Here is a 23,587-nt window from a genome sequence, read left to right as displayed (position 1 = left end):
TGCCAGGAGTTCATCGCCCAGTTGGGCCGCAACTTCCAGGTGATCTACGAGCAGGCCAACACCCACGGCCAGAAGGTTCAGTCGGCCGGCAACAACATGGCGCAGACGGACAGCGCCGTCGGCTCCAGCTGGGCCTAAAACCGAACTCCAGGCGCGGCAGCACACCAATTACTGGTGTGCTGCCGTGTCCTGCAGTTAACTGGAAGTCCGAATGTCATAAGGACCATTGAGGTAGGGATGGATCAACAGAGCACCCGCACCGACATCACCGTCAACGTTGACGGCTTCTGGATGCTTCAGGCGTTGCTGGATATCCGGCACGTCGCGCCGGAGTTGAGGTGCCGGCCGTACGTATCCACCGACAACAACGACTGGCTCAACGAGCATCCGGGCATGGCGGTCATGCGCGAACAGGGCATCGTTGTCGGCGACGAGGTCAATGAGCAGGTGGCCGCCCGGATGAAGGTGCTCGCCGCGCCCGACCTCGAGGTCGTCGCGTTGCTGTCGCGCGGCAAACTGCTCTACGGCGTGGTCGACGACGAGAACCAACCTCCCGGCTCCCGCGACATTCCCGACAACGAGTTCCGCGTGGTGCTGGCCCGCCGCGCCAACCACTGGGTTTCGGCGGTGCGGGTCGGCAACGACATCACCGTCGACGACGTCGTGGTCTCGGACAGTGCCTCGATCGCCGCGCTGGTGATCGACGGCCTGGAGTCGATTCACCACGCCGATCCGGCGGCGATCAACGCCGTCAACGTGCCGCTGGAAGAGATGCTCGAGGCCACCAAGTCGTGGCAGGAATCGGGATTCAACGTCTTTTCCGGCGGAGACCTGCGACGCATGGGCATCAGCGCCTCCACGGTCGCCGCGCTGGGTCAGGCATTGTCCGACCCCGCGGCCGAGGTTGCGGTGTACGCGCGCCAGTACCGAGACGACGCCAAGGGCCCCAGCGCCTCGGTCCTGTCCCTCAAGGACGGTTCCGGCGGTCGTATCGCGCTCTACCAACAAGCCCGGACGGCCGGTTCCGGCGAGGCCTGGCTGGCTATTTGCCCCGCCACCCCGCAGCTGGTGCAAGTCGGGGTCAAGACGGTTTTGGACACTTTGCCCTACGGCGAGTGGAAATCACACAGCAGGGTTTAACAGCGCCGTTACCAAACGCGCAGTGTAACAACATTTTTGAACATAAAATGCGAGCGAGATGTCAAGACGGCATACTGCTCTGGAACGGGCTGCAAAACTAAAACGCATTACGTCAACCACAACCAATAACCGCGAGGCGAGGCAAATGAAGTCGGAGTCAGTCCAGCCGCAGCGCTACCCGGGCTGCAAAGTCGCAGACGCCCCGGTCAGCGCACCGGCAAAGCCGCCCACGCGATCGTCAACCAATTCATTCGTTAGGGCAGGGGGTGCAGGACGATGACCGCAGTAGCTGATGCGCCACAGACTGACATTGAGGGCGTTTCGTCGCCCCGGGCTGTGGTCGTCGGGATCATGGCCGGCGAGGGTGTCCAGATCGGCGTCCTGTTAGACGCCAACGCCCCCGTCTCGGTGATGACCGACCCGCTGTTGAAGGTGATCAACAGCCGGCTCCGGGAACTGGGGGAGACCCCCCTGGAGGCCGGCGGACGCGGTCGGTGGGCACTGTGCCTGGTGGACGGCACGCCGCTGCGTGCCACCCAGTCGCTCACCGAACAGGACGTGTACGACGGTGACCGGCTGTGGATCCGGTTCATCGCCGACACCGAGCACCGGTCACAGGTCATCGAGCACATCTCGACCGCCGTCTCGGCCAACCTCAGCAAGCGGTTCGCCGCGATCGACCCGATCGTCGCCCTTCAGGTCGGCGCGACGATGGTGGCAACCGGTGTGGTGCTGGCTTCGGGCGTGCTCGGCTGGTGGCGCTGGCACCACAACACCTGGCTGACCACCATCTTCACCGCAATCGTGGGTGCCCTGGTGCTGACGGTCTCGGTGATGCTGCTGATGCGTGCCAAGACGGACGCGGACCGCCGGGTCGCCGACATCATGCTGATGAGCGGACTGGTTCCGGTCACGGTGGCGGCCGCCGCGGCGCCGCCCGGGCCGGTGGGGTCGCCGCAAGCCGTGTTGGGCTTCGGCGTGCTCACGGTGGCGGCGGCGTTGGCGCTGCGCTTCACGGGTCGTCGGCTCGCGGTGTACACCGCGATCGTGACGATCGGCGCGCTCGCGACCATCGCCAGCCTGGCCCGGATGGTGGCGGCCACCAGTGCGGTGACGTTGCTGTCCTGCCTGGTGCTGGCCGGCGTGATCCTCTACCACGCCGCCCCGGCTCTGTCCCGGCGGCTCGCGGGCATCCGGCTGCCGGTCTTCCCGTCCGCGACGAGCCGGTGGGTGTTCGAGGCCCGGCCCGACCTGCCCACCACCGTGGTGCGCTCCGAGGGCGGCCCGCCGACCCTCGAGGGGCCGGCGTCGGTGCGCGACGTGCTGCTGCAGGCCGAGCGGGCACGTTCCTTCCTGAGTGGTCTGCTGGTGGGGCTCGGCGTGTTGATGGTCGTCTGCCTGACCGCTCTGTCGAACCCGCACACCCACGAGCGGTGGTTGCCGCTGCTTCTGGCCAGCTTCACCGCCGGGTTCCTGCTGCTGCGCGGCCGGTCCTACGTGGACCGCTGGCAAGCCATCACCTTGGCGGCCACCGCGGTGCTGATCGTCGCGGCGGTGCTGGTGCGCTACGCGCTGGTGCTGGCCTCGCCGCTGTCGGTGTCGATCGCCGCAGCCATCCTGGTGGCGCTACCGGCCGCGGGTCTGACGGCTGCTGCCGTCGTGCCCAACACTGTCTACAGCCCGCTGTTCCGCAAGTTCGTGGAATGGCTCGAGTACCTCTGCCTCATGCCGATCTTCCCGCTGGCATTGTGGTTGATGAATGTTTATGCAGCGATTCGATACCGGTAGCAGCCGCTCGCGGCGCGGTCGTGCATTGAGCGCGACCGTCGCCGCGATGCTGCTGACCTCCGGCGCGCTCGCCGGAATGCCCCCTGCATATGCGATAGCGCCTCCGCAGATTGATCCGGGGGCGCTTCCGCCTGACAGCCCACCTGGGCCCATCGCGCCGATGAAACAGAACTCCTACTGCACGGAGGTCGGCGTTCTGCCCGGCACCGACTTCAAGGTGCCGCCGAAGTACATGGAGATGTTGAATCTCAACGAGGCCTGGCAGTTCGGCCGCGGCGAAGGGATCAAGGTCGCGGTCATCGACACGGGTGTGACTCCGCATCCGAGGTTGCCGCGGTTGATTCCGGGCGGCGACTACGTCATGGCCGGCGGGGACGGACTCTCCGACTGTGATGCCCACGGCACCCTGGTGGCTTCGATGATCGCCGGAGCTCCCGCCAACGGGGCCTCGCCCCCGCCTGCGTCACCGCGCCGGCCGGTGACCATCCCGACCACCGAGAAGCCGCCGCCGCCGCAGACAGTCACATTGTCACCGGTACCCGGCCCGACCATCACGATGATTCCGGCGCCGCCGCCATCGCCGTCGGAAGGGGCCGGGCCCGGCCCGGCACCCGGTCCGGGGCAGGCTCCGTCGGGCAACCGTGGCGGCGGAACCGTGACGATCCCCGGTTACGCGGGTGGCGGGAAGGTGCTTCCCGTCGACCACCCGCGCAACCCGCACCCGTTGGCTCCTTCGACGACGTCGCCGAGTCCGACTTCACCTACCTCGACGTCTTCCTCGTCGACCCCGCCGCCGCCCCCGCCGCCGAGTCCCAATGCGGCGCCGCCGGACGCGTTCAGTGGGATCGCACCGGACGTCGAGGTGATCTCGATCCGGCAGTCCAGCCAGGCCTTCGGACTCAAGGACGCCTACACCGGAGACGAAGACCCTCAGACGGTGGCCAAGATCGACAGCGTCGAGACGATGGCGCGGGCGATCGTGCATGCGGCCAACATGGGAGCTTCGATCATCAACATCTCCGATGTGACCTGCATGAGCGCGCGCAACGTGGTCGACCAGCGCACCCTGGGGGCCGCGGTGCACTATGCCGCGGTCGACAAGAACGCGCTCATCGTGGCGGCGGCCGGCGACAGCAGCAAGAAGGACTGCAAGCAGAACACCATCTTCGACCCGCTGTCACCGAATGACCCCCGCGCCTGGAACGCCGTGACCACGGTGGTGACACCGTCGTGGTTCAGCGACTATGTGCTCACCGTCGGCGCCGTCGACAACGGCGGCCAGCCGTTGTCGCAAATGAGCATCGCCGGTCCGTGGGTGTCGATCTCGGCACCGGGTACCGACGTGATGGGGCTCTCGCCCCGCGACGACGGCCTGATCAACGCGATCGACGGACCGGACAACACGTTGCTGGTTCCCGCGGGCACCAGCTTCGCGACCGCGATCGTCTCGGGGGTGGCCGCACTCGTGCGTGCCAAGTTCCCCGAACTGTCGGCGTACCAGGTGATGCAGCGGCTGATCCATACGGCCCGGCCGCCCGCGCGTGGCGTCGACAACCAGGTCGGTTACGGTGTGGTCGACCCGGTCGCGGCATTGACATGGGATGTCCCGCAAGGGCCCACCCAGGCACCTAAACAACTTTCGGCGCCGCTGTCGCTGCCGAAGCCGCCCGCCCCGCGCAACATGGCGCCGGTGTGGGTGGCCACCGGGGGCTTGGCTGCGGCATTACTGATAGGCGGAGCAGTGTTCGGTACAGCGTCATTGATGCGACGATCGCGGAAACAACGATGAAGGCCCAGCGCACGTTCGGGTTGTCCTTGTCCTGGCCGCGCGTGACTGCGGTGTTCCTGGTCGACGTGCTCATCCTGGTGCTCGCCAGCCACGCACCCGATTCGTGGCAGGGCGAAAACAGAGTGGCGTGGTGGGTCGGCGTCGGTATCGCGGTGTTGGTGACGCTGCTGTCGATCGTCAGTTACCACGGCATCACGGTGGCCTCCGGAGTTGCCGCCTGGCTGTGGGACTGGTCCGCCGACCCTGGTACCGCCCTGGGTGCCGGCTGCACGCCGGCCACCGACTTCAAGCGCCGGTTCGGCCGCGACACGGTCGGGGTGCGCGAGTACCGCGGCCAACTGGTCGCTGTGGTCGAGGTGGACGGGGGCGACGGCGACCCGTCGGGCCGTCACCGCCACCGCGTCGCAGCCGGGGGACTGGCGCCCTACCTGCCGGTGGCCGCTGTCGCGGATGGGTTGCGGCAGTTCGATATTCACCTTGACGGCATTGACATCGTGTCGGTGCAGGTGCGTGGTGGCGCCGCGGCCGCCCGCGCGTCGGCATCGCTGGAGGAGTGGCAGCCCGAAGGCTGGGAAGCCAACGAAGGAGCGGGCGATCGGCCCGCTGCCGACCGGCGCCGCACCTGGCTGGTGCTGCGGATGAACCCGCAACGCAACGTGGCCGCCGTGGTGTGCCGTGATTCGCTGGCATCGACTCTGGTCGCTGCCACCGAGCGGCTGGTTCAGGATCTGGATGGGCAATCGTGCGCCGCCCGTCCGTTGACGGCCGACGAGTTGGCGGAGGTCGACTCCGCCGTGCTGGCCGACCTGGAACCGACCTGGAGCCGCCCCGGCTGGCGCCACCTCAAGCACTTCAACGGCTTCGTGACCAGCTTCTGGGTGACGCCCTCCGACATCGACTCGGAGAACCTGGAAAGCCTGTGGCTGTCGGACGCCCCGGAGGTGGGCGCTACTGTTCTTACCATGCGACTGACGACGCGGGCCGGCCGGCCGCAACTGGCGGCCTTCGTGCGCTACCACAGCGAGTCCCGACTGCCCAGGGAGCTGACGTCGGGGCTCAATCGCCTTACCGGACGCCAGCTGGCGGCGGTGCGTGCCAGTCTGCCCGCGCCGTCATCCCGCCCGCCGCTGGTGGTTCCGGGCCGTGACCTGCGCGAACACGACGAGCTGGAGTTGCCCGTCAGTCATGAGCCGGAGCGGGCAACCAGCTCATCAGCACCATGACCCGCGCGCAGTCAGCCGCCGAAGATGCCAGAAACGCCATGGTTGCCGGACTGCTGGCTTCGGGCATCTCGGTCAACGGACTGCAGCCGAGCCATAACCCTCAGGTGGCGGCGCAGATGTTCACCACCGCCACCAAGCTCGACCCGGCCATGTGTGACGCGTGGCTGGCGCGAATCCTGGCCGGTGACCAGAGCATCGAGGTGCTCGCCGGCGCCTGGGCGGCGGTAAGGACCTTCGGCTGGGAGACCCGCCGGCTCGGCGTCACGGACCTGCAGTTCCGGCCCGAGGTGTCCGACGGCCTGTTCCTGCGTCTCGCCGTCACCAGCGTGGACTCCCTGGCCTGCGCCTACGCCGCGGTGCTGGCCGAGAACAAGCGCTACCGGGAAGCCGCCGAGCTGCTCGACTCGACCGAACCGAGGCACCCGTTCGACGCCGAACTGGTGACGTATGTGCGCGGCGTGCTCTACTTCCGCACCAAGCGGTGGCCGGACGTCCTGGCACAATTCCCCGAGGCGACCCCGTGGCGGCACCCCGAGCTGAAGGCGGCGGGGGCCGCGATGGCCACCACCGCGCTGGCGTCGCTGGGAGTTTTCGAGGAAGCCTTCCGCCGCGGTCAGGACGCCATCGAGGGCGACCGGGTGCCGGGTGCGGCCAACATCGCCCTGTACACCCAGGGCATGTGCCTCCGCCACGTCGGGCGCGAAGAGGAAGCCGTCGAACTGTTGCGCCGCGTGTATTCACGAGACGCCAAGTTCACCCCGGCTCGCGAGGCACTGGACAACCCGAATTTCCGGCTGGTGCTGACCGACCCGGAGACAATCGAGGCGCGCACCGATCCGTGGGATCCGGACAGCGCACCGTCGCGTGCGCAGACCGAGGCCGCCCGACATGCCGTGGAAGCCGCCAAGTACCTGGCCGAAGGCGACGCCGAGCTCAACGCGATGCTGGGCATGGAGCAGGCCAAGCGCGAGATCAAGCTGATCAAGTCGACGACCAAGGTGAACCTGGCGCGCGCCAAGATGGGTCTTCCCGTCCCGTTGACATCGCGTCATACGTTGTTGCTGGGGCCGCCCGGGACCGGCAAGACGTCTGTCGCGCGGGCATTCGCCAAGCAGCTGTGCGGGCTCACCGTGCTGCGCAAGCCGCTGGTCGTGGAGACCAGCCGCACCAAGCTGCTGGGCCGCTACATGGCCGACGCCGAGAAGAACGCCGAAGAGATGCTCGAAGGCGCCCTCGGTGGCGCGGTGTTCTTCGATGAAATGCACACCCTGCATGAGAAGGGCTACCAGCAGGGCGACCCCTACGGCAACGCGATCATCAACACCCTGCTGCTCTACATGGAGAACCACCGCGACGAGCTGGTGGTCTTCGGCGCCGGCTACGCCAAGGCGATGGAAAAGATGCTCGAGGTGAACCAGGGTCTGCGACGACGCTTTTCGACCGTCATCGAGTTCTTCAGCTACACGCCCGACGAACTGGTCGCGCTGACCGTGCTGATGGGCCGGGAAAACGAAGACGTCATCACCGAGGAAGAAGCCTCGGTGCTGCTGCCGTCCTACACCAAGTTCTACAACGACGAGACGTACTCCGAGGACGGCGACCTGATCCGCGGCATCGACATGCTCGGCAACGCCGGCTTCGTCCGCAACGTGGTGGAGAAGGCGCGCGACCACCGCAGCTTCCGGCTTGACGACGAAGACCTGGACGCAGTGCTCAACAGCGACCTCACCGAGTTCAGCGAAGCCCAGCTGCGCCGCTTCCGCGAACTGACTCGCGACGACCTCGCCGAGGGACTCAGCGCCGCGGTCGCGGAGGAGCGAAAGAACAAGTAATCCCTCGGCGAGCCCGCCTGCGCCGACCCGTGGCGCCACCCGGCGCGGCGCGCCCAGTCGGTTGTGGCTAATGCCCTGCCGCTGGGGCTTCGGCCCGATACGCTGTGTGCAACTTGTGCTAGGCGAGAGGGGCAGGCGCACCTTGCCACGGTGACGCTCCCGTGTGCCCGAAGGTGACGGGAGGTGGGGCCGCACTGGACCAACCGAAAACGCTTACCCGAATTCGATGACCATTCTTCCCGATCCGGTCACGGCGCTTTCCCGTCGTCGGAATCGGCTGGCGCGACGACCCGGATGCGCGGCGCCCACACCGCCCGCGTCATCGGCAGCACCCCGACACCACCTCAGCCGAGTCCCGTAGCTGGATCGGACTGTTCCGAACAGGAGAAGTCCGATGTTCCTCTCTAGAATTTGTTGCGCCCCAACACATTCCGTCGCGCCACACGCCGTGATCGGCTGAGGAGATGGTGGCGATGGATTTTGGCGCATTCCCACCGGAAGTCAACTCGCTGCGCATGTATTCCGGGCCCGGATCGGCACCCATGCTGGCCGCCGTCTCGGCCTGGGAGCGGTTGGCCACCGAGCTTCAGTCGACGGCTGCCGCGTACGACACGGTGGTCTCGATACTGACCGACGATGGTTGGCGAGGGCCGGCCTCGGAGGCCATGCTGTCAGCGATCACCCCGTATCTGACCTGGATGACCCTGACCGGGGCCAAGACCGAGGAGGCCGCTACCCAGGCGGCCGCCGCGGCCGCGGCTTACGAGACGGCATACGCCATGACCGTGCCCCCGGCGGTCGTCGCCGCCAACCGGGCCGAGTTGCAGCTGCTGGTGGCGACGAACCTGATCGGCCAGAACACATCGGCGATCGCGGCGAACGAGGCCGCCTACGGCGAGATGTGGGCGCAGGATGCGGCCGCGATGTACGGCTATGCCAGCAGCTCGGCGGCCGCCTCGACCTTGACGCCGTTCAGCGCGCCGCCGCAGGTCACCGATCCGGCCGGGCAGGCCGGCCAGGCGACGGCGGTCACCGAGGCGGCCGGGACCGCGGTGGGGACCGTGGGATCCGAACTCCCGCAATTAATGTCGTCGGTTCCCTCGACGCTGCAAGGTCTTGCCGCGCCGGCGGGAGCACTCGATGCCATCCCGGGCACCGGACCGCTTGCCGACCTGCTCAATTTCCTCGACGGCAATGACGGAAATCCCTATGGCATCTTCCTCAATTCCTCGCTGGTGAACGGATTCGTCTCAGCGGGGTACACCAGCCCCGCAATTGTCGCGCCCGCCGCCTTCGCGGGGCTGGCCGACATCAACGCCGTTGCCCTCGGGGCGCAGCAGCAGGCCCTCCCCCCGATGGGTTCCGGCGAGGGGAACGCTTCGTGGATCCCGGCGGCGTCACCGGCCAACCCGGTTAACATCCCCCCACTGATGGATGTGGCCGAGGCATCGTTCGCCACGGGCGGCGGAGTGACGGCCGGCATCAACCAGTCGGCGGTAGTCGGGCGGCTGTCGGTCCCGCAGACCTGGACGGCGGCCACCGCGGTGGCAAACCACGCGGGCGCGGCCGCACCCGGTGGTGGCTGGACCAGCAACGCCGTTGCGCCCGAAGCGGCTTCGGGTATGCCGGGCTTCCCCGGTGTGCCCGCCGCGGGCATGTACGGACATAGCTTCGGCAACCCACCGCGCTACGGCTTCCGGCCGACGGTGATGGGACGCCCGCCAGCCGCTGGGTGACCGGGGGGAGGACCGCGTCGGTTAAGGAGGTGCTGGTATTGGATTACGGAGCACTCCCTCCTGAAATCAGCTCGCTGCGCATGTACACCGGTCCGGGTTCGGCGCCGATGCTGGCCGCCATGACGGCCTGGGACGGTATCGCCACTGAAATGCGTTTGACAGCAACGGCTTACGAGTCGGTGATAGCGACACTGATCGCCGACGGGTGGCTCGGCCCGGCGTCGGCGGCAATGGCCGCCGCGGCAGCGCCGTACGTGATGTGGCTGAACGTCACGGGCTTGCAGGCCGAGCAGACAGCCGGTCAGGCCGCTGCTGCGGCGGCTGCCTTCGAGGCCGCTTTCGCGATGACGGTGCCCCCGGCAGTGGTCGCGGCGAACCGGGCCCGGCTGCTGCTCTTGGTGGCCAGCAATTTCCTGGGCATCAACGCCCCTGCCATCGCTGCCACCGAAGCGGAATATGTCGAGATGTGGGCTCAGGATGCTACCGCCATGTACGTCTATGCCGCGAGCTCCGCGGAGGCCACCGCATTGACGCCGTTCTCCGAACCCGAACAGACCGCCGACCCGGCCGGACCGGTCCACCAGGCCACCGCCGTGGCTCAGGCCACCGAGTCGAGACTGGCGCAGACGCAACTGCCGCAACTGATGTCGGGCGTGCCGGGGAGCCTGCAGCAGCTCGCCTCGCCGGCTGCCGCGTCCCCCTTCGATGTGCTGCCGCAGGATGGTCTGCTCGTCGACATTCTGAACTTTCTGGACGGCAATGACGGCAACCCGTATGGAATCTTTCTCAACTCGAACCTGGTGAATGGGATCGTTGGAGGGCAATATGTGTCGCCCGCGGTGCTCTCCCCGGCCGTGACGGACGCGATGGCCGACGTCGAGGCAGTGGGCGAGGGGGCATCCGATGCCGCGCCCGCGGCCGCCGATGCCGCATCTGTCGAGGCCGGCCTGACGGAGGCACAGTCCGGATCTGCAAGCGTGAGCGCCGGCGCCAATCAAGCGGCGCTGATCGGACGGCTCTCAGTTCCACCCAGCTGGACCGCGGCCACCGAAGTGGCCGGCCATAGTGCGATCGCACTGCCCGGCGCCGGTTCGGCCAGCACCACAGTGGTGCCTGCCGGGGCCGCAACCCCCGGCATGCCCGGTATGCCGGCGCCTGCCGCGTACGCCCGCAGTTGGGGCAACGGACCGCGGTACGGTTCCAAGCTGACGATCATGCCGCGACCGGTGGCCGCAGGGTGAACCCGGGCGCCGCATTATTATTACCGCGTCGAACAACAATTTTCGCCGGCCCGAATTTCGTCCGGAAACTGCCTAATTCAGCTCGGTGAGTTGACTCTCAACGTTTCTAGTGCCACCATTGCCCTGCATGCACCTCGCTAGGTGAGGCGTCTGCACGGACACAGGCCACTGACCTCGAACGTCGAAAGACGCCCAGGGTCAGGACAGCTCTTCCCGGCTTAAGGGTTGGGCCCAAGTGGCTTCCGGCTCTGGCCGGATACGCCGTGTGGTGCCAAAGCTCTGTCGAGAGAGGTGCTGGCGCAGCGGTTTCCGTTGGCCTCATCTCTTGTGTTGCCTGCACCCGGCACCCCCGTGTGCCCTGGCCCTGAGGAGGTGAGAGCGGAGTGAGTCCCGACGATAGTCCGTATCCGAGACCGGAGACCATTTCGTTTCGATCCGGCCCGGGCGCTGTTTTCGCAATCTGAGTCGGTTCGGCCGATACTGTCCTGCGCACAATAGTGCGCGCAGGTCTGCAATTCGTTTGCGCGGAAGAATTCCGCACGAATTGCGATGAATGCTGCCTGGAATCGGTTTAGTTCCTTCGGAAGAATCTCCGATTTATGCCGGGCACCGCGCGGTCGGCATGACCGCGATCAGCACCATAGTCAGTCAAGGAGGCGACCGATGACTGCCGCCCTGGATTTTGCCGCGTTGCCGCCCGAGATCAACTCCGCACGGATGTACACCGGGCCCGGCTCCGGCCCGATGCTCGCTGCGGCCTCGGCCTGGAACGGGTTGGCCGCCGAGCTGCGGGCGGCCGCATTGTCGTACGACGCCGTGCTCTCGGCGTTGATCGGCGAGGAGTGGGTCGGTCCCGCATCGGCCTCCATGGCAGCGGCGGCCTTCCCGCAAGTGGCCTGGATGAGCGCCACCGCCGCCCAGGCCGAGCAGACCGCCGCGCAGGCCGAGGCCGCCGCGGGCGCCTTCGAAGCGGCGTTTGCGGCAACCGTGCCACCCGCGCTCATCGCGGCCAACCGGGCACAGCTGGCTGCTTTGGTCGCCACCAACATCCTGGGCCAGAACACCCCCGCGATCGCGGCGACGGAGGCGCAGTACTTCCAGATGTGGGCGCAGGACGCCGCCGCTATGTACGGCTACGCCGGCTCCTCGGCGGTCGCGACCCAGTTGAGCCCGTTTGTGGGGCCCGACGAAATCACCAATCCAAGTGGACTGGCCGCTCAGGCGGCTGCCGTCAACCAGGCCGGCAGTGCCACGGCGGCCAGTCAGCAGGGCACGCTGTCGCAGTTGATCTCCGCCGTGCCCAACGCGCTGCAGGGCCTCTCGGGATCCAATGGCAGCCCGGGACTTTCAGAAATCGCGACCTTTCTGTTGACCGGCAACGGACCCGCCAGTTGGCAGGACTTCATGACCATGTGGGGACCCAACGCCAATCTCTGGAACACGATCACCTCGACGGGCACCCTGACGCCGGGCGCCACCGTAGGAACCCTTTCGAGCTTGTTCGGCGCGTCGGCGATGACGAATGTAGCCGGGGCTGCCCAAGAAGTGCTACCCAGTGCGCTCGGTTCGGCGGCGGCGGGTTCGCTCGAGTCGACCGGCGGGCTGCAGGGCTTGGCTGCCGTCGGCAACTCCGGCATCGTGGGCAAATTGTCGGTGCCGCCCGCCTGGACCGCGGCCACGCCGTTGACAAGTCCCTTGCACTCGGCGTTGGGCGGTACCCCCATGATCGCCCCGCCGCCGTCAGGCACGCCCGGGATGCCCGGCGTGCCCCTGGGGAACACCGCCGGACAACCCTACGGCCGAGCCGTCCCACAGTACGGGTTCCGCCCCACGGTGGTCATGCGACCGCCCGCCGCCGGCTGACGATGGCCGTACTGACCTGCTAGCGCTGCCCTTTCAGGAAACCAGCAGGAAAAGCGGCAGTCACGTCACAGGTGTTCCTGGCTCCCATTCCCTAACGTCTTACGAAGGTTATTCCTCACGTTAGGAGAACAACTGATGACGGCCAGCGCTGCGCCGGCGACATCGCCCCCCGCATTGAGGACCGTGGCGACGGGTGAGGCTGGCCGATCCCCTGCGGCCGGCCGACGACACTTGCTGCAGCCTTAAACGGATCGGGATGACAATCTCGACTTGATCGCGAAATATTCGCGTTACTTGGATGGCACGTTGCGAATTCTGATGGTCATATTTCGTTGATTATCCGAGTTGCTGTGCGTCATTTTATGGTGGTCAATGTAAGAAGCGTTGTGCACTTCCTAAACAATTTTGCTGAAACGTTGCCGTTAGCCTTGTGAACTGCTACGTCGTCTTGTCATGCATATAGCTGATGTTCAATCTCACAGCTACGGATCATTAAAAGAGAGTTCTTGTTTACCTGGCGATTACACACCGGGAACGCGACGAAAATACGCCCCAATGACGATGGCCTTAATCCGACAGGGGGGCTGGCACGGAAAGCGTATGACGCGTGCAAGCCGGTGAAACAGGGACGCAATGATCGCCCGGTGTGATTCTCCCGGGCGGCCATCGAGGGGATTTGAGGTAACGCGTATGGATTACGGGGCCCTGCCACCCGAGATCAACTCTGGTCGCATGTACACCGGACCCGGCCCGGGTCCGATGCTGGCCGCAGCCGCGGCCTGGGACGCGCTGGGAGCCGAATTGCATTCCACCGCAGCGTCGTACGCGTCCACGATCGATAATCTCACCGCGGGAACGTGGCAAGGCCCCACGGCGATCGCGATGGCGGCCGCGGTCACCCCTTACGTGTCGTGGATTTCCGCCACCGCCACCGGGGCCGAGCAGGCGGCGGCGCAGGCCAGGATAGCCGTCGGAGCTTATGAAACCGCTTTTGCGGCAACGGTTCCCCCGCCGGTGGTCGCGGCAAATCGGGCACTGCTGTTGTCGTTGATCGCCACCAACATTCTGGGCCAGAACACGCCGGCCATCGCCGCAACGGAGGCCCAGTACTTGGAGATGTGGGCCCAGGACGCCGCCGCCATGTACGGCTACGCCGGAACATCCTCGGCTGCAACACAATTGACTCCGTTCACCGAGCCGCCACAAACCACCAACGCGTCGGGACCCACCCTGCAGGCGGCCGCGGTCTCCCAGGCCACCGGCGCATCGACGGGCTCAGATGTGGCGACCCAGTTGTCACAACTGGTCACCTCAGTGCCCACCGCGCTGCAGAACCTCGCGACAACCGTCGGTGCGGCGCCCACGACGGGATCCACGTCGCTGCTACAGGGGCTGGCCGTGCCGCAGATAGCCACCGTGTCGGTGCCGCCGTCGCTGGCGACGAACCTCGCGAACTGGAACACCATCATGGGTACGCTCACCGGGCCGTACTCCCTGCAGGGTCTGACCTCGATACCCGGCGGTCCGTTCCTTTCGTTCGGTCAGGTTTACGCCTATGCCCAGAACGGCCAGGGCCTGGCTTCCTTCTTCGCGCCGCCACAGCCGAGCACCGGAGCGCTGGCACCCATCGCGCAGTCGATCCCGCCGCATCTGACCGGCGCGGGCGGCGCGGCCTCAGGCGCGATGGGCCGGGCGGCCCTGGTCGGGAGCTTGTCGGTGCCGCAGGGGTGGACCACCGCCGCTCCGGCGATCAGGACGGTCGCCGCAACCTTGGCCGCCAACTTGACTGCCGCCCCGGCGGCCACGCTGACCGGGGAGTCCGGCGTCTTCGGACAGATGGCTCTGTCCAGCCTGGCGGGACGCGCCGTGGCCGCCGCCACGGCAACCTCCGGAAGCGGCGGCGCGGCGGCCGCGTCACTGGGGGGCGTGGTAGCGGAAGCCGATCCCGCCGCGGCCATGATCTTCGTCCTGCCGGCGCTGGAGGAGTGAGTTCGTGACCGCCGTGGGTGCGAATCATATTCCCGCACAGGTAATTCAGATGTGCCATTGGGGCAGGGGGTAACCGGGATGTTCTATGCAGCGTTTCCGCCGGAGATCAATTCGGGCCGGATGTACACCGGTCCGGGTGCGGGGCCCATGTTGGCGGCCGCGGCGGCATGGAACGGGCTCGCCGCTGAACTGCAAGCCACCGCGGCATCCATGACGGGGGTGATCTCCAGCCTGACCAGCGGACCGTGGGTCGGTCCGTCGTCGACGGCCATGGCCGCGGCGGCAGCGCCGTACGTGACCTGGGTGAGCGCCACCGCCGCGCAGGCCACGCAGACGGCGAACCAGGCCGCGGCGGCGGCCGCCGCGTACGAAACCGCGTTCGCCGCACATGTGCCGCCGCAGGAGATCGCGGCCAACCGTGCGCAGCTGGCATCGCTGATGGCCACCAACCTGTTCGGGCAGAACACCGCGGCTATCGCCGCCACTGAGGCGCAGTACGGCGAGTTCTGGGCGCAGGACGCGCTCGCCATGGACAACTACGCCGGTTCGTCGGCCGCCGCGAGCAAGGTGACACCGTTTACCGAGCCCCCACAGATCGTCGACGCGGGCGGACTGGCCAATCAGGCCGTCGCCGCCGCGCAGTCGGCCGGCACGTCGGGCGGCACCGTCGCGCAGTCCATCATGGCCACCGGCGACCCCACCTCGGGCTTGCTGCAGACCCTGGCGAACCTGAGCACCGACTACACCGCCACCATCAACGGTCTGCTGAACGGCATGTTCGGGCCTGCCGGGGCGTCGACGTACACCACGCTGTACTCGGCGCTCAAGGTGCCGCTGGGCTTCACCACTCAGTTCAACAACATCGGGCTGCTGATCAACTTCCCGATATCGCAGTTCCTCAAGTTCGGACCGCACTCGGCGGCCGGGCTCAGTGAGCTGCCGAAAGACGCACTCGGCGGTGGGCTGGCCGCGCCGCACTGGGGCCGCGGCTGGTTGACGGGCGCCACGACGGCGCCTTCCGCCAACTTCGGACGCGGCACGCTGGTCGGGGCTTTGACGGTTCCGCCGAGCTGGGCCGCGAACACCCCGGCCATCCGCACAGTCGCTGCGGCGTTGTCCGCGGCCGGACCCGAGGCCGTCCCGGCCGCCGAACTCGGCCAGGGCGGGCTGCTCAGCTCGATGTCGCTCGCGGGCATGACCGGAGCGGCACTGGGCGCTGGAGCGCCCGCGCCGTCTGCACGAACCGGTATGCGCAGCCTCACACCGGTCAAGGACCTCAAGGACCTCAAATCGCCGGAAATGCTCAAGCGGATGGTCGCCCAAATATCGGAAAGACCGGACAGCGTGCAACACCACACGGTCGATCAGGAAGGTCTGGACAGCCTGCTGGAGCAACTGGCCAAAAAACCCGGCATCCATGCGGTGCACCTGTCAAAGGGCGATAAGTCCGCAGTAGTTCCCTCCGATGCGCAATTGGGCTGATAGGCGACCGCGAAACGGCGCCTCGAAAGGCAAGAAAGGTGACGAGATGAGACTGCTTCTCGCAATGATTGGACTGTCCAGCGCGATCGGCTTTGCCGCGCCGGCGCACGCCGACCCGTCAGAGCCGAACGCGGGGGACGACGCGGGATTCCTCGCGGCGCTGCACACCGCCGACATCGGCTACAACTCGCCGGCGCAAGCCGTTCGGTCCGCTCAGGCGGTGTGCACCTGCCTGAACAACGGCGAGTCGGGCTTGGAGCTCGTCCACGACTTGCAGACCCGCAACCCGGCTTTCAACCTGGACGCCGCGGCCGAGTTCGCCGTCATCTCGTCGAAGTTCTACTGCCCGCAACACCTGTCGAAGAGCTGACGAACTACTTCCTCTTTTCTACCTTCTCCGGTAGCCACGGCGGTCCCCCCACGCACAAATACGTGGAATTGCGCGGAGTGTCATTGGGGCATCTAGTGGACTTCGTATGAGATCCGCCGGACCTGCGGGCGGAACGGCACCCCGGCGATTACCATGGCGCCCACAATGGGGACCGGAGGGAATAGATGGACTTCGGGGCGTTGCCGCCGGAAATCAACTCGGGACGCATGTATACGGGGGCGGGATCTGGACCGATGCTGGCGGCTGCAGCGGCATGGGATGCTCTGGCCGCTGAGTTGCACAGCACCGCGGCGTCCTACAGTTCGACGATCCAGGGTGTGACCGTCGGGTCATGGCAGGGCCCGGCGGCGGTCTCGATGCTGTCTGCGGCAGCGCCGTTTGTGGCGTGGCTCACCGACACGGGCACCCGGGCCGAGCAGACGGCAGCACAGGCCAAGCTCGCGGCGGGCGCATACGAGGCCGCGTTCGCGGCGACCGTGCCGCCGCCCGTGATCGAGGCCAACCGCAGTTTGCTGATGGCGTTGATCGCGACCAACCTGCTCGGACAGAACACCGCTGCCATCGCTGCGACCGAAGCGCTTTACGCCGAGATGTGGGCCCAGGACGCCGCCGCCATGTATGGCTACGCGGCCTCTTCGGCCACCGCAACCGCGCTGACGCCGTTCACCGAGCCGCCGGAAACCACCGACCCCTCGGGTGTGGGACGACAGACCGCGGCGGTCACCGAGGCTGTCGGCGCCTCCGAAGTACAGTCCGGGCTGTCGCAGCTGATGACTGCGGTGCCCAACGCGTTGCAGACGGTGGGGCCGGCGGCTGCCGCACCGGCGGCTTCGACGCCAATCGGCTCCATCATCGAAGCCATCAATCCGTACGTCGTGGGGATCCGGCCCTTCTTCGCCGCGATCACCGGTGCCTACAGCCCCATCGTCGGGTTCGTGTTGTTCGGCGGATGGTGGCTTTTTGCGCTGCAGATCCTCGGCTTGTCGCAGAACGCCCCCGGGGTCGCCTCACTGCTGAGCACCGGCGGCAAACCCATTGCTGGCCTGTCGCCGCTACGTGGGGGCTACGTGGCGTCGGTAGCTCCGGGTGCCGGCGTGGCGGGGTCGATGGGGCAGTCGACGCTCGTCGGATCGTTGTCGGTGCCGCAAGGCTGGGTGACGGCGGCTCCGGTGATGAGGACGATGGCGTCGGTTCTGCCAGCAGCCAGCCCGGCCGCGTTAGCGGCTGCTCCCGCGGCCGCCGAGGGCGGCGTGTTCGGGGAGATGGCCATGGCGAGCCTGGCCGGCCGCGCGCTGGGCAGCGCCACTGTGCGCACCGTCAGCAACGGGACTGCCGGGGCGTCGGGGGGCGCGACCGGTGCCGAAGAGGTCGCCGCGACGGCGACCATCATCGTGATACCGGCGGACTGACCGATGGCGTCCGCAGCAGAGAGGCCGATGACATGAGTTTCGCGGTGCGACCACCGGAGATAACGTCCGGCCTGATGTATACCGGCCCGGGCGCCGGCCCGATGATCGAGGCCGCCACGGCATGGGACACCCTGGCGATCGAATTGCAGTCCACCGCAGCCGCATACGGCCTGATCGTCGATGGATTGGCGAACGAGTCGTGGACCGGTCCGTCGGCGACCGCGATGGCGGCGGCCGCCGCACCGTACGTGGCGTGGATGTCAGCGACCGCAGCGCAGGCCAAGGCGGCCGCAGATCAGGCGAAGGCGGCAGTGAGCGCCTACGAGGCGGCTTTCGCGGCGGTTGTGCCACCCACGCAGATTGCGCTGAATCGAAGCCAGTTGGCCTTGCTGGTGGCAACCAACATCTTCGGGCAGAACACCGGTGCGATCGCCATGCTGGAGGCGCAGTACGGGGAGATGTGGGCGCAGGACGCGGCGGCGATGTTCGGGTACGCCAGTTCGTCGGCGGCCGCCGCCAGACTGACGCCCTACACCGAACCACCACAAGTCACCGATGCAGCCGGGCTCGCCGGCCAACAAGCAGCGGTCGGACAAGCCGGCGCCCTGGCCGCCGGGACCGCTGCCGCGACGGCTGCGCCGACAGCGGCGCCCATCTTCCCTTTCGACATCGTCCTGCAGGTCTTCGAGGCTCTCGGCAGTGGGGGCACCGCCTACATCCAAGCCATGGGCCAGTTGCTCAACGCCCTGACCGGGACCCCACTGGCGGCCTCCACCTGGGAGAACACCTTTGGAATCGTCGCCGACATAGGGCGGTTCAGCACGGTCGCGAACGACTCCATGAGCGCTCCCAACCTGGGCATGACCGAATTCAAGCTGTTCTGGAAACCCCCGCTCGAAGACATCCCGAAGTCGGCGCTGGGGGCGGGCCTGGGGATGGCTCCGACGTCCGCTACCAGCCTGAGCGGCGCGACGTCCGGCGGCGCGGCATCGGCAAGTGTGGGCGGGGCCAATGTGGTGGGGAAGCTGTCGGTGCCGCCCTCCTGGGCGTCGGCCACTCCCGCCATCCGGATGGTCTCCAACACGTTGCCGGCCACCAGCATGGCGGCGGCGCCCGCCGCGGCGATTCCCGCCGAACTCGTCAACCAGGCGGCCCTGGGCAGCCTGACCGGTGGCGCCGCGGGCAGCGTCGGTGCCCAGGTCTACAGCGGGAGCGGTGCCCGGGCCCGCGCCAACGGCGGCCAGGGCCCAGTGGAACCGGTGAAGCTGGACCAGGTCATCGCCAAGCTGCAGCAGGAGCCGGATGCGGTGCAACATTGGAACGTCGACAAAGCCGGCCTCGACGGTCTCCTCGAGAAGCTGTCGAAGAAACCCGGCATCCATGCCGTGCACGTCTCCAACGGTGACAAGCCCAAAATCATGTTGCCCGACGCGGGGAAGGGTGGAGGATGAAGCTCGTGCCGGCGGTTCTGGCAGCCGCCGTCGTGACACTCGGCCTTGCCGCTCCCGCCCACGGCGACCCCCCCGGCGACGACGCAGCGTTCCTCGACGCTCTCGCCAAAGCCGGTATCACCGTGCCCGACGCCGCGCGGGCCGTCACGTCGGCTCAAGCGGTGTGCGGCTTGATGCGCAACGGTGAGACCGGCCTACAGGTGCTGACCGACGTGCGGAACCAGAATCCAGGGCTGACCCTGGACGGCGCGGCCCTGTTTACGGCCATCGCGTCGAACACATACTGTCCCGAACACCTGGGTCAATCGGAGGGCGGCTACTTCTAGCGGAAGCCCGGTTTGCCCGGCCGCCACCTCGTGTTAACCCGATTCTGATTGGCTGCCGTAGCTGTTCGAGAGAGGAGTGGCGCGGTGCACACCCTGACCATCGCAGATTTCGCGCTCCGCCTGGCCGTCGGCGTGGGCTGCGGCGCCCTGATCGGACTGGAGCGGCAGTGGCGGGCCCGCATGGCGGGTTTGCGTACCAACGCACTGGTGGCGACGGGCGCCACGTTGTTCGTGCTCTATGCCGCTGCCACCGAGGACAGCAGCCCCACCCGGGTCGCCTCCTACGTGGTGTCCGGCATCGGGTTCCTGGGCGGCGGTGTCATCCTGCGCGAGGGCGCCAACGTCCGCGGGCTCAATACGGCGGCCACGTTGTGGTGCTCGGCCGCCGTGGGCGTGCTGGCCGCTTCCGGTCACCTGGTGTTCGCCCTGATCGCCACCGGCACCGTCGTCGCCATTCACGTGCTGGGACGACCGCTGGGCCGGCTCATCGATCACGACAATTCCGGAGACGAGGACGAGGGACTCGAGCCTTACCAGGTCCAAGTGGTGTGTCGGCCCAAGTCAGCGAAGTATGCGCGCGCCCAGATCGTGCAGCACACCCGCAGCAACGACATCATCCTGCGCGGCATCCACACCGGAGGGGCCGAGGAGAATGTCGCGTTGACCGCGCACGTCCTGCTGGGCGGTCATTCGGCGGCGAAGCTGGAACGGCTGGTGGCCGAATTGTCGCTACAGCCCGGCATTTATGCGGTGCATTGGTACGCGGGCGAACAGACCGGTCCGATGCTGCCCACGGCTCAGTCGGACTGATCAGGGCCGCGCCTGCAGCTCGGGCGCGGCCGCGGCGAGCAGATCCGCGCGGTTGCCCGTCCGGGGCGGATAGATCCGCTTGGTGTTGATGGTCTGCTTGGTCTTCTTGGCCTGTTCGCCCTGGGCCACCACGACGCGCTCCCACCCCTCGGTGTACACCGCGCCGGCTGGCCCGAGATCTAAAACCGTTACGTACCAGGGGATTCGGAGCGGCAGCAGAGGCTCGCCGAACAGATCGCTGACGACGTTGTAGCCCGCGTACCGTCCCATCGGGCGGCCGTGTTGACACGACATGACCGACACGTGCTCGTCGTCCATGTAGGCGGCGGCCACATCGCCGGCGGCGAATATCGCCGGCACCCCGATCACCCTCAGGTAGTCATCGACTGCGACGCGCCCCAACCTGTCGCGGGACACCGGCAACTGCTCGGTCAGCGCGTTGGCCCGCATCCCGGCACACCACACCACCGTCGCGGTGTCGAGCCGCTCACCCGAACTCAGTGTCACGCCGGCGGGGTCCACGGCGGCGACTCCCACACCGGTACGACAGTCAACACCGTTGTCCGACAGGGCTTTCTCGATCACCGGTCGCGCCGATGCGCCCATGTCGGACCCGACCAGAGGATTATGGTCGACCAGCACCACCCGGGGCGCCATGCCCAGTTCGCGCAACCGGTGCGGCAGCTCGCAGGCCGTTTCGATCCCGGTCAACCCGGCGCCGACCACGACTGCGGTGCTCGCCGCCGGCCCGCCGGCCAGCGCCTCCAGGTGTTGACGCAGGCGCACGGCGCCGTCGTAGGTGTCGACGTCGAAACCGAACTCACGCAGCCCCGGCAGGTCGGGCTTGTTGACCCGGCTGCCCGCCGCGAGCACCAGCCGGTCATATTCGTAGGTTTCCTTGGCCGACGTGGTGACGGTGCGGGCGGCGGAGTCGATCTGCGTCACCTCGGCGGTGACATGCCCGACGCCGACGGGGTCGAGCAGCTCGGCGAGTGGGATGCGGCAGCTGCTGAGGTCGTCCTCATAGTTGCGCACCCGGATGTCATGAAACGGCTGCGCGCTCAGGACCGTGACGTCGACCTTGCCGAATGGGACCGCTAGCTCGTCGAGTCGCCGCGCGGCGCCGAGTGCAGTCCACAGCCCCGCGAATCCGGCACCGATGATCAGGATCCGGATCGCACCGACAGCACGTCGCGGATCTGGCCCAGCGTCACCTTGGCCTTGTGCCCGGGAAGGAGCATCCACGTGTGCATGCCTCCCTCGAGTTCGTACCAGCCGATATCAAGGCCCTCGGAAATCGCGCGCCTGCGGAAGGCGCGCGCGTCGGGATTGAGTACATCATGGGTTCCGGTGAAGACCGTCAAACGCGGCAACCCGTCCAGCGGCCCCACGCTCGGGCTGAGCAGGGGAGTGTCGAGTGGATCCCCGCCGGCGTAGCGGATTCCGGCCGCCCGCAGATCGTCGAGGTTGAGGAACGGGTCGATCCTGGCGACGTTGGGCACGTCCGGGTCGGGCAGCCCGAGATGCATCCAAGGAGACAGCAGCAAGGCATCGGTCGGTTGTGGCAGGCCAGCGTCGCGCACCGCGTGGCACAGCGCGAAGGCCATTCCGCCGCCGGCTGAATCTCCCATGAATGCAACAGAATTGGGGTCGCGAGTCTGCAGAATGCGACGGTAGAGCTGAAGCAGGAAGGGAAACACCTGACGGTAGTTGTGTTCGGGCGCGATCGGGTAGATCGGCACCGTGATCGTGCGCCGCAGCATGGTGGCCAGTCGCGCGATCGCCGGCCAGTGGAAGTGCGGCAGCAGATCCAACACGTAGGCGCCACCGTGCAGATAGATCAGGTGACCGGTGTGTTCTCGCGGTTCGACCTGACGCGGAGTGACCTGATAGACGGGACGGCCGTTGAGATCGTCTCGAGCGACCTCGATCTTCTTCAGGACGTGCTTCGACGGCAGGCCGCAGTACGGCGGGCGGGGGTTGGCTGCCCAGCTCGCCAGCTTTGCCGGCGGGAACATCCGGTTCCGAACGCCGGACGCGCGCAGCAGACGCTGGGTGACGTGCGGCTTGCGCACTGGGCGCGGCAGAGTTCTCACCGGGGCCGACCCTGGCATAACCGGGCACGCGCGGACCGCGCTGTCAGTAATCTGTCACCTGTGAGTGCAATTACGGGCTTCTTTTCGGGACTACCCCCGGAGTTGCGGGATCCGGTGCTGTTTGCCATCCCCTTCTTCCTCTTGCTGTTGACCCTGGAGTGGACCGCGGCCCGCAAGCTGGAGAAGCTTGATGCCGCTGCTGCTCAGAACCCTTCGAAGGACAGGCCGTCCTCGGGTGCCTACCTCACCCGCGATTCCATGGCGAGCATTTCGATGGGTCTGGTGTCGGTGGCCACGACTGCCGCCTGGAAAACGTTGGCGCTGTTCGGGTATGCCGCAATCTATGCCTACGTGGCTCCGTGGCACCTCCCTGCGACCAAGTGGTACACGTGGGTCGTCGCGATCGTGGGCGTAGACCTGCTGTACTACGCCTACCACCGCGTCGCCCACCGTATCCGGCTCATCTGGGCTACCCATCAGGCGCATCACTCAAGCCAATACTTCAACTTCGCCACCGCGCTGCGCCAAAAGTGGAACAACAGCGGCGAGATTCTGATGTGGTTGCCGCTGCCATTGCTGGGCCTTCCGCCGTGGATGATCTTCTTCAGCTGGTCGCTGAACCTGATTTACCAGTTCTGGGTGCACACCGAGCGCATCGACAAGCTGCCGCGCTGGTTCGAGTTCGTCTTCAACACCCCCTCGCACCACCGGGTGCACCACGGCATGGACCCGGTGTATCTGGACAAGAACTACGGCGGCATCTTCATCGTCTTCGACCGCATGTTCGGCAGCTTCCAGAAGGAGCTGTTCCGGCCGCACTACGGCCTGACCAAGCAGGTCGACACGTTCAACATCTGGAAATTACAGACGCACGAGTATGTGGCCATCGCCCGCGATGTACGGTCGGCGACCCGACTGCGCGACCGGTTCGGTTACGTGTTCGGGCCGCCCGGCTGGACGCCCCGTAACGCCGTCAAAACCGAAGGAAGCGAGCCGCTGGCCGCGTCTCGGTAACGAAGCG

Annotated in this window: 18 protein-coding genes, 1 pseudogene and 1 riboswitch; of the genes and pseudogenes, 17 read left to right on the top strand and 2 right to left on the bottom strand. The window is 67.1% G+C overall.

Going from position 1 to position 23,587, the window contains the following annotated elements; all coding sequences use genetic code 11:
* From AWC08_RS34035 to AWC08_RS33955, 16 genes and pseudogenes are all read left to right on the top strand, one after another.
* Window positions 1-138: pseudogene (locus AWC08_RS34035) on the top strand (type VII secretion protein EsxI); the annotation flags it as partial.
* Window positions 139-237: 99 nt separating this feature from the next.
* Window positions 238-1,140 (top strand): ESX secretion-associated protein EspG, encoded by a 903-nt coding sequence (locus AWC08_RS34030; protein WP_065136353.1) that lies wholly within the window; start codon window positions 238-240, stop codon window positions 1,138-1,140.
* 276 nt (window positions 1,141-1,416) lie between these two features.
* Window positions 1,417-2,928 (top strand): type VII secretion integral membrane protein EccD, encoded by a 1,512-nt coding sequence (gene eccD, locus AWC08_RS34025; RefSeq protein WP_065136352.1) that lies wholly within the window; start codon window positions 1,417-1,419, stop codon window positions 2,926-2,928.
* The gene (gene mycP / locus AWC08_RS34020; RefSeq protein ID WP_069434380.1) at window positions 2,906-4,717 is read left to right on the top strand and encodes a type VII secretion-associated serine protease mycosin; all 1,812 of its coding nucleotides are present in this window, start codon (window positions 2,906-2,908) and stop codon (window positions 4,715-4,717) included. Before eccD ends, mycP begins: the two co-directional genes overlap by 23 nt.
* Window positions 4,714-5,940, top strand: coding sequence for a type VII secretion protein EccE (gene eccE, locus AWC08_RS34015; protein ID WP_069434381.1), 1,227 nt, complete (start codon window positions 4,714-4,716; stop codon window positions 5,938-5,940). The genes mycP and eccE overlap by 4 nt, the downstream gene beginning before the upstream one ends.
* Window positions 5,937-7,772: a type VII secretion AAA-ATPase EccA gene (gene eccA / locus AWC08_RS34010; RefSeq protein ID WP_065136349.1), complete on the top strand. Its 1,836-nt coding sequence runs from the start codon at window positions 5,937-5,939 to the stop codon at window positions 7,770-7,772. Before eccE ends, eccA begins: the two co-directional genes overlap by 4 nt.
* Window positions 7,773-8,245: 473 nt before the next feature.
* Window positions 8,246-9,508: a PPE family protein gene (locus tag AWC08_RS34005; RefSeq protein WP_065136357.1), complete on the top strand. Its 1,263-nt coding sequence runs from the start codon at window positions 8,246-8,248 to the stop codon at window positions 9,506-9,508.
* Between the two features lie 80 nt (window positions 9,509-9,588).
* On the top strand, window positions 9,589-10,749 hold the full coding sequence (locus tag AWC08_RS34000; protein ID WP_372513475.1) for a PPE family protein: 1,161 nt from the start codon (window positions 9,589-9,591) through the stop codon (window positions 10,747-10,749).
* Between the two features lie 126 nt (window positions 10,750-10,875).
* Window positions 10,876-11,047: riboswitch (M-box (ykoK) riboswitch) on the top strand.
* Between the two features lie 365 nt (window positions 11,048-11,412).
* On the top strand, window positions 11,413-12,612 hold the full coding sequence (locus AWC08_RS33990; RefSeq protein ID WP_069434382.1) for a PPE family protein: 1,200 nt from the start codon (window positions 11,413-11,415) through the stop codon (window positions 12,610-12,612).
* A gap of 690 nt (window positions 12,613-13,302) precedes the next feature.
* Window positions 13,303-14,601, top strand: coding sequence for a PPE family protein (locus tag AWC08_RS33985; RefSeq protein WP_085088802.1), 1,299 nt, complete (start codon window positions 13,303-13,305; stop codon window positions 14,599-14,601).
* A 78-nt stretch (window positions 14,602-14,679) separates the two neighbouring features.
* Complete coding sequence (locus AWC08_RS33980) at window positions 14,680-16,083, top strand: PPE family protein (protein WP_069433942.1); 1,404 nt, start codon at window positions 14,680-14,682, stop codon at window positions 16,081-16,083.
* A gap of 46 nt (window positions 16,084-16,129) precedes the next feature.
* Window positions 16,130-16,453: a DUF732 domain-containing protein gene (locus AWC08_RS33975; RefSeq protein WP_069433941.1), complete on the top strand. Its 324-nt coding sequence runs from the start codon at window positions 16,130-16,132 to the stop codon at window positions 16,451-16,453.
* A gap of 185 nt (window positions 16,454-16,638) precedes the next feature.
* Window positions 16,639-17,883: a PPE family protein gene (locus AWC08_RS33970; RefSeq protein ID WP_069433940.1), complete on the top strand. Its 1,245-nt coding sequence runs from the start codon at window positions 16,639-16,641 to the stop codon at window positions 17,881-17,883.
* Window positions 17,884-17,915: 32 nt separating this feature from the next.
* Entirely contained in the window at window positions 17,916-19,334 is a 1,419-nt protein-coding gene (locus AWC08_RS33965; protein WP_069433939.1) for a PPE family protein, read from the top strand.
* Complete coding sequence (locus AWC08_RS33960; protein ID WP_069433938.1) at window positions 19,331-19,660, top strand: DUF732 domain-containing protein; 330 nt, start codon at window positions 19,331-19,333, stop codon at window positions 19,658-19,660. Before AWC08_RS33965 ends, AWC08_RS33960 begins: the two co-directional genes overlap by 4 nt.
* 84 nt (window positions 19,661-19,744) lie before the next feature.
* Window positions 19,745-20,470: an MgtC/SapB family protein gene (locus tag AWC08_RS33955; protein ID WP_065136341.1), complete on the top strand. Its 726-nt coding sequence runs from the start codon at window positions 19,745-19,747 to the stop codon at window positions 20,468-20,470.
* On the opposite strand, the gene AWC08_RS33950 is transcribed toward AWC08_RS33955, so the two are convergent.
* Both AWC08_RS33950 and AWC08_RS33945 read right to left on the bottom strand, forming a co-directional pair.
* A complete protein-coding gene (locus tag AWC08_RS33950; protein WP_232007905.1) occupies window positions 20,471-21,646 on the bottom strand; it encodes an NAD(P)/FAD-dependent oxidoreductase in 1,176 nt (391 codons plus the stop codon).
* On the bottom strand, window positions 21,634-22,566 hold the full coding sequence (locus AWC08_RS33945) for an alpha/beta hydrolase fold domain-containing protein (protein WP_142283969.1): 933 nt from the start codon (window positions 22,564-22,566) through the stop codon (window positions 21,634-21,636). The genes AWC08_RS33950 and AWC08_RS33945 overlap by 13 nt, the downstream gene beginning before the upstream one ends.
* Window positions 22,567-22,626: 60 nt before the next feature.
* On the opposite strand from AWC08_RS33945, the gene AWC08_RS33940 reads away from it, so the two are divergent.
* Window positions 22,627-23,580 (top strand): sterol desaturase family protein, encoded by a 954-nt coding sequence (locus AWC08_RS33940; protein WP_065136354.1) that lies wholly within the window; start codon window positions 22,627-22,629, stop codon window positions 23,578-23,580.
* Window positions 23,581-23,587: the final 7 nt, after the last annotated feature.

Origin of the sequence: Mycobacterium gordonae, from assembly GCF_002101675.1 — a bacterium.
GTDB lineage: Bacteria > Actinomycetota > Actinomycetes > Mycobacteriales > Mycobacteriaceae > Mycobacterium > Mycobacterium gordonae.
Note: the sequence above shows the minus strand (reverse complement) of the source record. Positions and strands in the feature narration are given on the sequence as shown.

Bases quoted from the DNA above. Each gene is read 5' to 3' on its own strand.
- AWC08_RS34030 (WP_065136353.1), top strand. From the start codon at position 238: ATGGATCAACAGAGCACCCGCACCGACATCACCGTCAACGTTGACGGC.
- eccD (WP_065136352.1), top strand. From the start codon at position 1,417: ATGACCGCAGTAGCTGATGCGCCACAGACTGACATTGAGGGCGTTTCG.
- mycP (WP_069434380.1), top strand. From the start codon at position 2,906: ATGCAGCGATTCGATACCGGTAGCAGCCGCTCGCGGCGCGGTCGTGCA.
- eccE (WP_069434381.1), top strand. From the start codon at position 4,714: ATGAAGGCCCAGCGCACGTTCGGGTTGTCCTTGTCCTGGCCGCGCGTG.
- eccA (WP_065136349.1), top strand. From the start codon at position 5,937: ATGACCCGCGCGCAGTCAGCCGCCGAAGATGCCAGAAACGCCATGGTT.
- AWC08_RS34005 (WP_065136357.1), top strand. From the start codon at position 8,246: ATGGATTTTGGCGCATTCCCACCGGAAGTCAACTCGCTGCGCATGTAT.
- AWC08_RS34000 (WP_372513475.1), top strand. From the start codon at position 9,589: ATGTACACCGGTCCGGGTTCGGCGCCGATGCTGGCCGCCATGACGGCC.
- AWC08_RS33990 (WP_069434382.1), top strand. From the start codon at position 11,413: ATGACTGCCGCCCTGGATTTTGCCGCGTTGCCGCCCGAGATCAACTCC.
- AWC08_RS33985 (WP_085088802.1), top strand. From the start codon at position 13,303: ATGGATTACGGGGCCCTGCCACCCGAGATCAACTCTGGTCGCATGTAC.
- AWC08_RS33980 (WP_069433942.1), top strand. From the start codon at position 14,680: ATGTTCTATGCAGCGTTTCCGCCGGAGATCAATTCGGGCCGGATGTAC.
- AWC08_RS33975 (WP_069433941.1), top strand. From the start codon at position 16,130: ATGAGACTGCTTCTCGCAATGATTGGACTGTCCAGCGCGATCGGCTTT.
- AWC08_RS33970 (WP_069433940.1), top strand. From the start codon at position 16,639: ATGGACTTCGGGGCGTTGCCGCCGGAAATCAACTCGGGACGCATGTAT.
- AWC08_RS33965 (WP_069433939.1), top strand. From the start codon at position 17,916: ATGAGTTTCGCGGTGCGACCACCGGAGATAACGTCCGGCCTGATGTAT.
- AWC08_RS33960 (WP_069433938.1), top strand. From the start codon at position 19,331: ATGAAGCTCGTGCCGGCGGTTCTGGCAGCCGCCGTCGTGACACTCGGC.